This is a genomic window from Bacillus sp. FSL K6-1012 (genome assembly GCF_037964915.1).
Lineage (GTDB): Bacteria > Bacillota > Bacilli > Bacillales > Bacillaceae > Bacillus > Bacillus halotolerans.
Map to the genome: position 1 here is coordinate 2,220,857 of NZ_CP150175.1, position 13,337 is coordinate 2,234,193.

A 13,337-nucleotide genomic window follows, 5' to 3' on the forward strand; every position below is an offset into this window, starting at 1 on the left:
GGCAGCAAGGATGTCTTTTTTAATCGTGTCTTGTATGATGGATCATTTGCTGAAGCACATCTAAAACATGCTCATCCTCGGGAGAATAGTAGATTGATGTTCCTTCTCTGCGCGATTTCACAAGCCGGAGATTTTTTAAAAACCTGAGCTGATGGGATACTGTTGATTGCAGTAAATTCAGTTTCTCCGCGATCCCGTTCACAGCATGTTCACCCTGAGAAAGCAAATGGAGAATTCTGATTCTCGTAGGATCAGAAAGCGCTTTGAAGGTTTGTGCGACTAGAAATAAAGTTTCTTCGTCCAAATCGGTCACCGTTTCATTCGCACGGTCCGTTTCTCGAAATTCAGTCATGTGTCTCACCTTTCTTATTTCATAGTTTTATCTTATAACAAATGACCTTTCATGCAAACCTGTCTCTTCTTGTTCCAATTTAATCTCATAGTTTAAATTTATGTTTCAAATCAGGTTTTCACTTGGTCTGGTATACGTTCTATGTCATAATGAAAAAGTCATACTGCTGCAAACATTGAGGGTGAAACACAGTGAAGAAAAAGAGAAAAGGCTGTTTCGCTGCTGCGGGTTTTATGATGATTTCTGTCTTTGTCATGGCCTCTTTTTTATTGGTCCTGCTTTTGTTCAACCGCGATTTAATCAAAAAACTTCCGATTGACACGAAAACAATTGTCCTCGAACGTTTAACTGATTATAAACCGCTGGTTGAGGACGAGCTTGAAAATCGGGGACTCTCCAATTACACATCGCTGATACTCGGCATGATGTATCAGGAGTCAAAAGGAAAAGGCAATGATCCGATGCAGTCCTCTGAATCTCTAGGGTTAAAGCGTAATGAGATAACAGACCCTCAACTCAGTATTAAACAAGGCATCAAGCAATTTACCCTCATGTACAAAACCGGTAAAGAAAAAGGTGTGGATTTGGATACGATTATTCAAAGCTACAACATGGGGGCAGGTTATATTGATTTTGTAGCTGAACATGGAGGAACGCATACTGAGGAATTGGCAAAACAATACTCCGAGCAGCAAGTCGAAAAAAATCCCGGGCTTTATACTTGCGGAGGAAATGAAAACAATTTCCGTTATCCGTATTGCTACGGTGATTACACGTACGCGGAAAAAGTAAAAGAAAAAACGAAAACTGTTGAAAAATCTTTACAAGTTGCAACACTTGAAACCATGGAATCAACGGCTCATTAAAGGAGCCTGTCAATTTACTGACAAAGCCCAAAACGATATTTGGGCTTTTGTTATGTTTACAAACCTCAAAAAAGCCATACAAAGTATGGCTTTTAATAATACGGTGATATCATCAAATATACAATAACGCCTGTAAGGCTGACATACAGCCACAGCGGCATTGTCCATCTGGCAATTTTTTTATGGCGCTCAACCTGCATGCTGAAGCCTCTGATCAGCGTAAACAGCGCAAGCGGCACGATAATTGCAGAAAGGCAGATATGCGTAATTAAAATAAAGAAGTAAATCGGACGCATAATACCTTCTCCGCCATACAGCGTATTCTCCGCAATCGAATGGTATGTGACATAGCAAATCAAAAACAATAAAGTTGTCGTAAAAGCAGCTAAAATAAAGCGTTTATGCGCCTTAATGTTTTTTTGTTTAATCATAATCAGTGCCGCCAACAAGAAGATAAACGTAAAGCTGTTGAATATCGCATTCAGCATTGGCAAAATGTGAATATTCGCATGGCTGAACTGATCTAATTTGGGCATAAAAAACAGCACTGCGATTAAACCGTTAATCAGAACTGTCAGTGTTAGGACAATTCCAGTATAATTTTTCGGTTTATTTTCTGTTTGATTCATTTGGTGACCTCTCCTAATTTGTACTGGCTATCCAAATCGTATGCAAATTCAACGGAGATGTCAACGTTTTCGATGGCTTCGTCAGAAATTAGACACACTTCAGAAGGCCGGCGCTTTAATAGCACCAGCCTTTTGGTTTATGCCTCTTGCATTAAATGGTCAACAACCTTATGTTCATTTTCATTCAGCAAATTCTTTTGGATTTTCGAATGAACGGGTTTGTTCATATGCTGATCGAGGATGTCAGCCGTTTCTTTATCACCGGCAATGATCATCCGCTCCCATTTTTTTGCCGCGGCCTTTTGGTCGAGGTTGGCCGCCAGCCGCTTGTACAGTCTCGTTTGATTCTCCGTTACATGATTCTTCAGCTGTTCCTCTTCTAATGAAGCCGATGTGGTTTTAGAAGACTGGCTGCTCTCCCATGATTCATTGATTACGTCATATTCATAATGTTCCACCGCTTCAATTTTGCCTAAAACGGTTTCTATAATTTTCACTTCATTTTGCTGCGTTAAAATAAAAGCCGTGCTTGGATACGTTTTGCGCAAATTCTCCAGCTGATCAAGTACAGCTGTCTCTTCCCAGTAAAATTTTGTTTCAACAGGAATTTGAAGCTTGATCGCTTCCCATATACCGCTATTCGAAACAAAAAACACGAGGCTGCGCGGCATGTTTTTTCCTATTCCGTTAAGGTGCTGATAGATTTTGTCCGTGATTGCATTCAGACACTTTTCTTCCTCAGGGTCACTTGCTGCCAGATATTCTTTCAATCTGCCGAACCCTGACTTAAGGGCAATTTTCCATTCCCCCCCTTGCTGCTCTGGATCCCTCATATCTGTGTTGAGATATAATGAGAGAATTTTGTCCGGGGATTCCAATTGGACATAACGCAATTTCTTAATCAATGAATCAATCGGCATTCATATTCCTCCTTTTGCAACGGGTTACTTTTCTTTTTCCTCTCTTAAAACCAATCAAACCTTCCTTGCACTAAATTCTAGCAATTATGGATTTATCATTTACAAACGCCTCTTCTATCTACTACAATTGGTTACTGTGTTTCTAACTATTTTTTGAAAGGGGTTTGATTTTGATTACCACTAAGGAAAAAAACCGCCAAGAGCTTGAAGAAGAGCTGAATCATTTAGAATTTCAAATTTATCGCATGCAGGAAAATATAAAGGATCTATCGAAAGATGCCAGAGTGCTTGGTATTGATCAATCGAAAGATGAAGATTGGATGATTGTTTCCTCGATTGATGATGGCCAAACATGCAAAATTATGCTCACAGATTGTGAAACAGCTTATAGAGGAAAAAGCTGCTTTTCACTTGTAGCATCCTATCAGGACGATGCCATTCATATTGGGGATATTAAAGGGCCTCCGAATTACGGCTTCGGTTCTATTTGTATGAAATATTTAAAAGATATTGCCAGAGACTGCAATATCCCGAAAGTTACCGGCGACATAGCCAAACGGGATTGGAATCATGTGGACAGACTCATTCATTTTTATGAAAAGCATCAATTTGAAGTATCCATTGACTACGATACACAATCAGGAAGCATTAAATGGACGGATTTCTAAAAAAGTCTGGAAGAATATGCCGAGATATGCTGTAATGGTGTAAAACTGTTTAGGAGGACCTGAAGTGTTTGCACCCAAACTGAAACCGGGAGACGAAATTCGAATCGTGTCTCCCGCCACCAGCATGTCCGTATTAACAAATGAAGCAAAGTTGCACGCAAAAACGACATTAGAACGATTGGGTTTTCGGGTGACCATTGCTGAACACGCAGAGGAGTTAAACGAATTCCAGTCATCCTCTATCGAATCAAGAGTAAGTGATCTGCACAGCGCCTTTTTTGATCCCGAAGTCAAAGCTATTTTAACAACACTCGGCGGATTCAACAGCAATCAGCTGCTGCGTTATCTTGATTACGAGAAAATCAAACAGAATCCAAAAATTCTTTGCGGCTATTCCGATATTACGGCTCTCGCCAATGCCATTTATCAAAAAACCGGTCTCGTTACATATTCAGGCCCCCACTTTTCTACGTTTGCAATGAAAAAAGGATTGGACTATATAAAAGATTATTTTCTGGCTTGCTGCGCTTCGGATGAAGCCTTTGAAATCCTGCCATCACAAGAGTGGAGTGATGACCAATGGTTTTCAGATCAAGAAAACAGGCACTTTTATCCCCATTCCGGTCCTATTGTGATCCAGGATGGCTATGCTGAAGGCACATTGATTGGCGGCAACCTGTGTACACTTAATTTGCTGCAGGGAACGGAGTATTTTCCGGAAACAGAAAATACAATTTTACTGATTGAGGATGATTATATGTCAGACGCAAACATGTTTGACCGCGATTTACAATCGCTCATCCACCTCCCTTCTTTTTCAAATGTAAAGGGGATATTGATCGGCAGGTTCCAAAAAGCATCAAACGTATCAATAGATCACGTAAAAGCGATAGTTGGTACAAAAAAAGAATTATCCGGCCTCCCCGTCATCGCAAACATAAATGCCGGGCACACCTCTCCAATTGCCACGTTCCCTATTGGGGGAACATGCAGGCTTGAAGCTGTTTCGGGTACATCACGAATATGGATCGACAAACATTAAACAGCTTGTAAAATCTTTTTACAAGCTGTTTTCACATCTGCACGTCATCTCAGTCCACATGACAAATGTCATATATGATGTATGATGTGTGCTACTACAAAGACATCCTTCTCTTTCGTATACTTAAGCGAGACACACAATGAGAGGATCCTTTACTATGACTGAACCAACCCTTAAACACAAACAAAAACTGCTGACAAAGCAAGTCGCTGCTTTTGCTCAGCCCGAAACAAAAAACAGTCTGATTCAGCTTTTAAACACGTTTATCCCTTTCTTCGGACTTTGGTTTCTTGCTTATTTCAGCCTCAATGTCTCCTATCTTCTTACTTTAGCATTAACAGTGGTTGCCTCAGGGTTTTTGACAAGAATTTTCATTATCTTTCATGACTGCTGCCATCAATCATTTTTCAAACAAAAGCGCTATAACCATATTCTCGGTTTTCTGACAGGTGTTCTGACTTTATTCCCTTACCTTCAATGGCAGCACAGCCATTCGATTCATCACGCGACCAGCAGCAATCTGGATAAACGCGGAACAGGTGACATCTGGCTGTTAACGGTAAACGAATATAAAGCCGCATCTAGACGCACAAAACTTGCATACAGACTTTATAGAAATCCGTTTATCATGTTTATTCTCGGACCAATTTATGTTTTTCTGATCACCAACCGTTTTAACAAAAAAGGTGCAAGACGCAAGGAGCGTATGAACACGTACCTTACAAACCTGGCAATTGTGTCATTGGCTGCTGTTTGCTGTCTCATCTTTGGCTGGCAATCGTTTTTGCTCGTGCAAGGCCCTATCTTTCTGATCTCAGGTTCAATCGGCGTGTGGCTGTTTTATGTACAGCATACATTTGAAGACTCTTATTTTGAAGCAGATGAAAACTGGAGCTACGTTCAAGCCGCTGTGGAAGGCAGTTCATTTTATAAACTCCCGAAACTCCTTCAATGGCTGACAGGCAATATCGGTTACCACCACGTTCACCATTTGAGCCCAAAGGTGCCGAACTATAAGCTTGAAGTTGCTCATGAACATCACGAACCATTAAAAAACGTACCGACAATCACCTTAAAAACAAGCCTGCAATCACTCGCATTCCGTCTTTGGGATGAAGACAAAAAACAATTTGTGTCATTTCGGGATATCAAACAAATATCTTTCCGCCTTCCGCCTGATTCAACAGAAAAACAGAAGCTGCGGGAGAACGCCTGACAATTAGGAGGTCTTCTTATACAACAAGAAGACTTCCTTTTTATTGTTCGGTGGTGCAATCTGGCTTTTACAATGGTAAAGTTACATTTAAGATGAAAAGCTGAAAATGAGGTTATATCATGATCAAAAAGCATTTTACATTTCAAAAACTAAGCGGGATCACGCCTTATATATGGACGATATTTTTCATCCTGCCCTTCTACTTTATATTTAAATCATCTTCTACATTTGTTATTATCGTCGGAATTATTTTGACGCTTTTATTTTTTTCGGTTTATCGATTTGCTTTTGTCTCAAAAGGCTGGGCCATTTATTTGTGGGCGTTTCTGCTAATCGGCATTTCAACCGCCTCCATTACGCTGTTCAGTTATATTTATTTTGCTTTTTTTATTGCGTATTTTATTGGAAACATAAAAGAACGCGTCCCTTTCCACATTTTATATTACGTACATTTAATAAGCGCAGCTGTCGCAGCGAATTTCAGTCTTGTGTTAAAAAAAGAATTCTTTCTGACACAAATTCCTTTTGTAGTCATTACCCTCATCAGTGCAATTTTATTGCCGTTCAGTGTCAGAAGCCGCAAGGAGCGCGAACGGCTGGAAGAAAAACTTGAATTTGCAAATGAACGGATTGCCGATTTGGTAAAATTAGAAGAAAGGCAGCGGATTGCCCGCGATCTCCACGATACGCTTGGTCAAAAGCTTTCTCTTATCGGTTTAAAAAGCGATTTGGCGAGAAAATTAATATACAAAGATCCCGAACAAGCAGCGCGTGAGCTGAAAAGCGTTCAGCAAACAGCGAGAACTTCTTTAAATGAAGTAAGAAAAATCGTATCCTCTATGAAAGGCATCCGGCTCAAGGATGAAATCATAAATATCAAACAAATTCTCGAAGCTGCTGACATTACATTTATCTACGAAGTTGAGAAATTGCCCGAAAATATCTCATTGCTTAATGAAAATATTTTGAGCATGTGCTTAAAGGAAGCTGTCACAAATGTTGTGAAACACAGTCAGGCTAAAACATGCCGAGTTGATATTCAGGAGCTCTGGAAGGAAGTTGTTATTACAGTGTCTGACGATGGAACATTTCAAGGAAGAGACACGTGCTTTTCAAAAGGACATGGCTTACTCGGTATGAGAGAGCGTCTTGAATTTGCAAACGGGAGCCTTCACATCGACACCAAAAACGGAACCAAGCTTACCATGACGATTCCTAATAACTCAAAATAAACAAAAAGGATGGCTTACATGATTAGTATATTTATTGCGGAAGATCAGCAGATGCTGCTGGGCGCTTTAGGATCACTATTGAACTTAGAAGACGATATGAAAGTTGTCGGCAAAGGAACAACCGGACAGGATGCTGTCGAATTTGCAAAAAAACATCAGCCCGATGTATGCATTATGGACATTGAAATGCCCGGAAAGACAGGCCTTGAAGCTGCTGAGGAGTTAAAGGATACAGGCTGCAAAATTATTATCTTAACCACTTTTGCCCGCCCCGGCTACTTCCAGAGAGCCATTAAAGCCGGTGTTAAAGGCTATTTGTTGAAGGACAGTCCGAGTGAAGAGCTCGCGAGCGCCATCCGAAGCGTCATGAACGGAAAGCGTATCTACGCACCTGAGCTGATGGAGGATATGTATAGCGAGGCCAACCCTCTCACAGATAGAGAAAAAGAAGTGCTCGAACTTGTGGCTGACGGAAAAAACACAAAAGAAATCGCCCAAGAACTCAGCATTAAAAGCGGGACGGTGCGAAATTATATCTCTATGATTCTGGAAAAGCTTGAAGTGAAAAACCGTATAGAAGCCATTACGCGCTCAAAGGAAAAAGGCTGGTTTAAGTAAAAGAGGATCTGGGCATATGTCCAAGATCCTCTTTTGTTTATCTGCTACTCCCCACGCTGAAACAGGAGATATGTTGCCGCTCCAAGAATGAAAATAACACATCACATGACGCCAGCTTGACGTGCTTCCATGGTGTAATATCAACATGCGGGTCATAATCAGGCTTGTATTCAATTTTGAAACCGCAGCAAATGCCGGTACTTTTTTCGTAAAGAAGCCACGGGGACATTAAAGAACCTGATCATCTCTTGAAGATTCTATACTGGAAGGCATAACACACGGAACTTTTATAGACAGAAGAAAAGAGGAGTAAACACATGATCTACTCCTCTAATTATTTTCTTACCCCTTCACTTCTTCATAGTCTGGTGTTTTCTTTGATAAACCAAGGCGTCTGGTGCTATGACATAGATACAATCCCGAGGGCTGCAACAAAAATGCGCCCTGATTTGACAATTTCACCTTTACCATCATCTGGCTTGAACATTGGCTTGTATATATTTAATGTAAACAAGGTAACTGTACTGTTTAAAGCCCCACTGAAAGAGCTTAAAATCGCCCTGAATAAAATAGCGGCAAAAACACCAGTAAGTGACGCTGGCGATAAGTCGATGATCAATCGAGGGTATACACTGTCAGCATTTCTATTCCGAAGCCATACAAATGAAAAGGCAGTCACTCCCGGAACTACTATATAATACACTCCGATCAGTTTAAAAGCCCCCTTCTGGCCTTCATCTGAATGTTTAGCGCCTAACGCACGCTGAACAAATTGCATGGTTCATAATACAGGTGATTCACTAATAAACCTGTTCAAATCGTCGGCCGGGATACATCTGCCGAATTACGAATATCGATTGATTGAGTTTTTCAATTATGTAATGCAGTCAGTCTTGCAATTCCGCTCCCAAAGCTGCCATTCTTCGACTGCAAGAACACCGAGAACCACAATAAAAAAATCGCCGGAAATTAAACCAATTCCGTATATCACATCTGCTAAAAGCAGCTGCTATCAGCCCGCCAAAAAAATGTAGCAGTCGTTACACAATAATGAAGGAAATCAGCTAAACCGCCATGAACGTGCTGATGCCAAACGTCTCTCCGTAATGCGGAAGACAAGAGCCTTGAATACAGCACTGTTGCTGGAATGAAACAGCATAACCTATGATCGCTGCTCCAAAAAATCAGGTATCGCCATGACCCCTGTTTTTAAGTAACGCAGGCGGCGCACTTGCTTCCCAAGACATGCTGTCATAGAGCCCGCGTAGCTTTGCTCATTTAACCCGGCCATCAGCTCAGTTGATAAATTCGTTATAAAAGCGAGCTTTCAATATATAAACAGTGAGGCTCCTCCCCTAAGAAATAAGGTTAGAGTATGAACGACAAAAATCAAAGCAAATGCCAGCAACACCTTCTGCAAAGACAGTAGATGACAGGAGCGTTTACCTTCTATTCATCGAAATCAGAAGGAGCACAATTTTTCTTTTATCAGCATATTATGTTTTTCGTCTCTAAAAAACAAAAAAAGGACACGAGCTTAGAGCTACATGTCCTTTATCTTCATCTATTCTATTAATTTAACACTTTTACACTTACTGTTCTGACGCCCCAATTATGTGCATCACTTTTGTTTGGTACAAAAACGTCAATTTTATTTCCTTTTATTGCGCCGCCAGTGTCTGCTGCTGTTGCTTCTCCATAACCTTCAACATAGACTTTAGAACCTAGCGGAATCACGTTTGGATCAACCGCAATAACTTTAGCATTCGGGTTCTTGTTTAAGTCGATGCCTGTTGCTGTAACGCCGGAAATGCCGCCGTCGTTAGCAGAGTAAGCAGTAGCAGTAACAGTTAGTTCTTTTGCCGCTTCTTGTTGATTTGTATTAGATTCAACAGCCTTTTCTTCTGTTTTAACAGAAGTTTCTGCTGCAGCCTTTGTTTCTTGTTTTGGTTGCTGTTGAACAGCTTCTTGTTTAGGTTGCTCTTTTTGCACAGCCTCTTGTTTTGTTTCAGTTTGAGGTGCGCTTGTTTGCGCATTCTCAGTCACTGTGTTTGTTGCTGTTGCCTGACCTTTTACTGAAAGTGCAGATCCAGCATAGATCATGTCAGAGCTTAAGTTATTCCAAACTTTCAGGTTGTTAACTGTCGTACCGAATTTTTGAGCAATCTTAGAAAGCGTATCTCCCGCTTTAATTGTATATTGCCCAGAAGTGGTTGTTTCTTCTGAAGAAATGGTCAGTTTTTCTCCCGCAATGATTGTATCAGAAGTTAACTTGTTCCATTCTTTTAGGTCCTTTAGGTTCACTCCGTTTTTCTGAGAGATCCCCCAGAGCGTATCACCCTTTTGCACCGTGATTTCTTTTGCAGAAGCGTGAGCTCCGAATGCAGTTGTTGAAAGTGCTGCAACTGCTACAAAGGACATAATCGTCTTCTTCATAAGTAAATCCTCCCTTGTTAGCTTTTTATTGGCGGCTAACAGGTGATATCGTAACACATGTAAATGTCAAATCAATAACAAAAAGATATGATTTAGATTACAGTTCCTTTACATGAAGGATTTCTCTCCGTTGGAAAGTCTTACTGAACCCTTGATATAATAGGCTTTTCAAGTCTTTTAAGTTCGGGTCAAAAAAAAGAAAAGAAAATGTGTTTTTCAAAGAAAAAAAGGTTGATTTATGCTTTTTTTGAGTCTGTCACCTGTACATAAGCTTGTATTTCTTCTAAAAAAAGCCGGCCATATTTTGCTCTTTTTTGTTCTCCGACTCCTTTTATAGACAAAAGTTCCTCATCATTTACAGGCTGTTTTCCTGACATATCTTTCAGCGTCTGATCAGAAAAAACGACAAAAGGTGGAACACCCTGCTCCGCCGCAATTTGCTTACGTAAGGTGCGCAGCCGTTCAAATAGCTCGTCATTTTCCGTAATGGCTTCTGCTTTTAATGCTTCTTTTCTCGCTACCGATAATTCGCCTCTCAGCACATTTCTCCCTTTGCCGCTTACAAAAAGAGTCGGAAATGTTCCATCTGACATCCTAATAAAGTCGTCAGCGATCAGAAATTCAATGAAGTCGCTGATTTCACCAACTGATTGGTGCTTTAATATTCCGTATGTTGAAAGGCTGCTAAAGCCGTTTTCGAGCACTTTTTTATTTTTTGATCCAGCGAGCACCTGGGCAACCATCGTCTTCCCAAAACGTTCATTCATGCGAATGATACACGATAAGACCATCTGCGCTTCTCTCGTCACGTCATGGGCTGTTCTTGTATCTGTGCAGTTTCCGCACTGTCCGCAGGCTTCAGCCTCCTTTTCTCCGAAATACATCAGAATAAATCGCTGCAGACAATCTTCCGTATGGCAGTAGTCAACCATTTGCCGCAGTTTTTTCAAGTCCTGCTTTTGCTTCTCTTCATTTTCCGATTGCTCGATTAAAAAGCGCTGCACCATAATATCCTGCGGAGAAAATAAAAGCACACATTCACTGTCGAGGCCATCCCGGCCAGCTCGTCCCGCCTCCTGATAGTAGCTTTCCATATCTTTCGGGATTTGTGCATGAAGAACAAACCTGATATTTGATTTATCGATGCCCATGCCGAAAGCAGATGTGGCAACCATGACCTGCATCTCATCGTTCAGAAACCTTTCCTGCTGTTCTTTTCTGACTTCGTCCTGTAAGCCCCCGTGATACCGCCCTGCGCTGACCTGATTTCGTTTTAATCGCTCATATATCCGATCTGCTTCTTTTCTTGTCGCGGTATAGATAATGCCTGCTTCATGTTTGTTTCTTTTTACATACTCTTCAATAAAACGATCTTTGTTTTCCCCTTTTGCAACTTTTAAAGTCAGATTATCACGGGAGAAACCGGTATACACCGTGTTTTCTTTTTGAATATGCAGCTGGCTGCATATATCATCATGCACCTCAGGTGTTGCTGTTGCCGTTAATGCGATAATGACGGGTTTGTCATTTAACTCACGAAACAGAATTTCAATGTTTCTGTAGCTTGGCCTGAAATCATGGCCCCATTGAGAAATACAGTGCGCTTCATCTATTGCTACTAAAGGAACGTCAATGCTTTGCAAAATACGAATAAATTCTGTTGACGTTAACCGCTCTGGTGTAATGTAAAAAAGCTTATAAGCTCCTTCTTTCAGCCCGTTCAGCCTTTCATATATCTCTTGATTGGTTTGCGTGCTGTTGATGTAAGCAGCTCTGATTCCCGCTTCTTCAAGAGCATCAACCTGATCCTTCATTAATGATATTAACGGCGAAATGACAATCGTTGTTCCTTCAAACATCAGTGCCGGAATTTGATAGCAAATTGATTTCCCCCCGCCCGTCGGCATGATGCAGGCCGTGTTTTGTCTCGCTTCTGTCACCGAACGGATGGCTTCCTCCTGCCCTCTGCGCAGCTTTTCATAGCCGAAATAATGCGACAAAAGAGATTGGGCTTTATGTAACATAACGTGTAACCCTCGCTTTTCCTTCAATTTCTCCCATCATATCACAAAAAATAACCCTGCATTTCTTCTCGGATGGAAATTGAATTTTCGATATAAAAATCCTTTTTCAGATAAAATAAAAAGCCATTTCCATAAAGGAAATGGCTTTCGCTACATCTTGCCGTATGCAAGTAAGAAAGTTTTAAACCACCACTCCTCAAAGTGGGTGTTTGCAGAAACGTTCCTGTCGTCCTCTACAATGGAGGCATGACATTCCGGCTTCGATATAAAACTCCCTATTACAGCTTAAAGGTTAAAACTTAATTAACAATACGTACAAAGTAGCTTCTTTTATATAGTACACCATCGGACATATTTTATCAAGGGGTAGATCAATTGTTCAGAAAAACTTTTTTCCGTCCGTAAAACTGTTTTTTCGCTAATATATCTAATGATTCGACAAACAAAAAATATATTACAATAAAAAACGGCGCTTTTTAACGGCAAGAAGTCATCACTTTCTTCTATATAATATGTACACGCAAAAAAACTCCTATCTCACGGATAGGAGTCTTCATTCATTAAAATTTAACAGCAAGCTCTTTCGCTTCTTGTAAACCTTTTTCAACAATTTCTTGTGCTTTATCAGGCGCTGCGTTATGTCCCTCGATGACAACTGTGTGCAAGTCTTGAACACCCCAGAAACCAAGAACTGTTTTCATGAAGTTTAATGACATTTCTAGTGAAGCCATTGGCCCTTCTGAATAAACGCCGCCGCGCGCGTTAAGAAGTGCAACTTTTTTGCCGCCCATTAAACCAACTGGTCCTTCTTGTGTGTATTTGAATGTAACGCCTGCGCGAGACAGGTAATCCACATAAGTATGAAGCACTGCTGGCACTGTGAAGTTCCAAAGCGGGAATGCGAACACCACTTTATCAGCTTTTACAAATTGGTTCAGATATTTGTCAGCTGTTGCAGCTTGTTTTTTCTCTTCCTCAGTCATTTCCATACCTTGACCTGCTTTAAATGTTCCATTAATCATATCTCTTCCAAGGTAAGGAAGGTTTTCTTTATGAAGATCTAATTCAATCACTTCATCATTAGGGTTGTTTTCTTTATATGCAGCTAGAAATGCTTCGTATAGTTTAACTGAAACACCTTCTTCAGCTGTACGGTCACTTGATTTTACAAATAAAACTGTAGACATTTGTATTCCTCCCGGTAAACTTTTTATATTAACTTACAAATAGTATGTTACTTTCTTTTTTATGCAAAGTCAATCACTTTATTTCGAATATGAGATTTTTTTCATAAAAAAAAGCAAGTACACTTCATATCGGTGTACTTGCTTGCC

Annotated in this window: 13 protein-coding genes and 1 other RNA gene; 6 read left to right on the top strand and 8 right to left on the bottom strand. The window is 40.5% G+C overall.

Features of this window, described 5'->3' with window-relative positions:
• Positions 1 to 19: 19 nt before the first annotated feature.
• Entirely contained in the window at positions 20 to 352 is a 333-nt protein-coding gene (czrA, locus tag NSS75_RS11230) for a Zn(II)-responsive metalloregulatory transcriptional repressor CzrA (protein ID WP_024121707.1), read from the bottom strand.
• Positions 353 to 543: 191 nt separating this feature from the next.
• On the opposite strand from czrA, the gene NSS75_RS11235 reads away from it, so the two are divergent.
• Positions 544 to 1,218 carry a lysozyme family protein gene (locus NSS75_RS11235; RefSeq protein ID WP_024121708.1) on the top strand — a complete coding sequence of 225 codons (675 nt, stop codon included), beginning with the start codon at positions 544 to 546 and terminating at the stop codon, positions 1,216 to 1,218.
• 92 nt (positions 1,219 to 1,310) lie between these two features.
• Here NSS75_RS11235 and NSS75_RS11240 read toward each other — a convergent pair whose 3' ends face one another.
• A complete protein-coding gene (locus NSS75_RS11240) occupies positions 1,311 to 1,847 on the bottom strand; it encodes a DUF420 domain-containing protein (protein ID WP_003231280.1) in 537 nt (178 codons plus the stop codon).
• A gap of 137 nt (positions 1,848 to 1,984) precedes the next feature.
• The gene (locus NSS75_RS11245; protein WP_024121709.1) at positions 1,985 to 2,767 is read right to left on the bottom strand and encodes a VLRF1 family aeRF1-type release factor; all 783 of its coding nucleotides are present in this window, start codon (positions 2,765 to 2,767) and stop codon (positions 1,985 to 1,987) included.
• A 170-nt stretch (positions 2,768 to 2,937) separates the two neighbouring features.
• Between NSS75_RS11245 and NSS75_RS11250 the strand changes: the two genes are divergently transcribed.
• The 5 genes from NSS75_RS11250 (at position 2,938) to desR (ending at position 7,543) form a co-directional block, all read left to right on the top strand.
• Positions 2,938 to 3,435, top strand: coding sequence for a hypothetical protein (locus NSS75_RS11250; RefSeq protein ID WP_024121710.1), 498 nt, complete (start codon positions 2,938 to 2,940; stop codon positions 3,433 to 3,435).
• Positions 3,436 to 3,499: 64 nt separating this feature from the next.
• Positions 3,500 to 4,477: an LD-carboxypeptidase gene (locus NSS75_RS11255; RefSeq protein ID WP_101860564.1), complete on the top strand. Its 978-nt coding sequence runs from the start codon at positions 3,500 to 3,502 to the stop codon at positions 4,475 to 4,477.
• 157 nt (positions 4,478 to 4,634) lie between these two features.
• Positions 4,635 to 5,693 (top strand): fatty acid desaturase DesE, encoded by a 1,059-nt coding sequence (gene desE, locus NSS75_RS11260; protein ID WP_106021272.1) that lies wholly within the window; start codon positions 4,635 to 4,637, stop codon positions 5,691 to 5,693.
• A 119-nt stretch (positions 5,694 to 5,812) separates the two neighbouring features.
• Complete coding sequence (desK, locus tag NSS75_RS11265; RefSeq protein ID WP_024121713.1) at positions 5,813 to 6,925, top strand: two-component sensor histidine kinase DesK; 1,113 nt, start codon at positions 5,813 to 5,815, stop codon at positions 6,923 to 6,925.
• Between the two features lie 18 nt (positions 6,926 to 6,943).
• Positions 6,944 to 7,543 (top strand): two-component system response regulator DesR, encoded by a 600-nt coding sequence (gene desR / locus NSS75_RS11270; protein WP_010334571.1) that lies wholly within the window; start codon positions 6,944 to 6,946, stop codon positions 7,541 to 7,543.
• A gap of 400 nt (positions 7,544 to 7,943) precedes the next feature.
• Here the strand turns inward: desR and NSS75_RS11275 are convergent, their stop codons facing one another.
• The 5 genes from NSS75_RS11275 to azoJ form a co-directional block, all read right to left on the bottom strand.
• Positions 7,944 to 8,321 carry a hypothetical protein gene (locus NSS75_RS11275; RefSeq protein ID WP_339233120.1) on the bottom strand — a complete coding sequence of 126 codons (378 nt, stop codon included), beginning with the start codon at positions 8,319 to 8,321 and terminating at the stop codon, positions 7,944 to 7,946.
• A 794-nt stretch (positions 8,322 to 9,115) separates the two neighbouring features.
• Positions 9,116 to 9,979: a LysM peptidoglycan-binding and 3D domain-containing protein gene (locus NSS75_RS11280; RefSeq protein ID WP_095713095.1), complete on the bottom strand. Its 864-nt coding sequence runs from the start codon at positions 9,977 to 9,979 to the stop codon at positions 9,116 to 9,118.
• A gap of 236 nt (positions 9,980 to 10,215) precedes the next feature.
• Complete coding sequence (gene recQ, locus NSS75_RS11285) at positions 10,216 to 12,003, bottom strand: DNA helicase RecQ (protein ID WP_024121716.1); 1,788 nt, start codon at positions 12,001 to 12,003, stop codon at positions 10,216 to 10,218.
• A gap of 143 nt (positions 12,004 to 12,146) precedes the next feature.
• A non-coding RNA gene (gene ssrS, locus NSS75_RS11290) (6S RNA) lies at positions 12,147 to 12,333 on the bottom strand.
• A 230-nt stretch (positions 12,334 to 12,563) separates the two neighbouring features.
• Positions 12,564 to 13,190, bottom strand: coding sequence for an FMN-dependent NADH-azoreductase AzoJ (gene azoJ / locus NSS75_RS11295; RefSeq protein WP_024121718.1), 627 nt, complete (start codon positions 13,188 to 13,190; stop codon positions 12,564 to 12,566).
• Positions 13,191 to 13,337 lie beyond the last annotated feature (147 nt).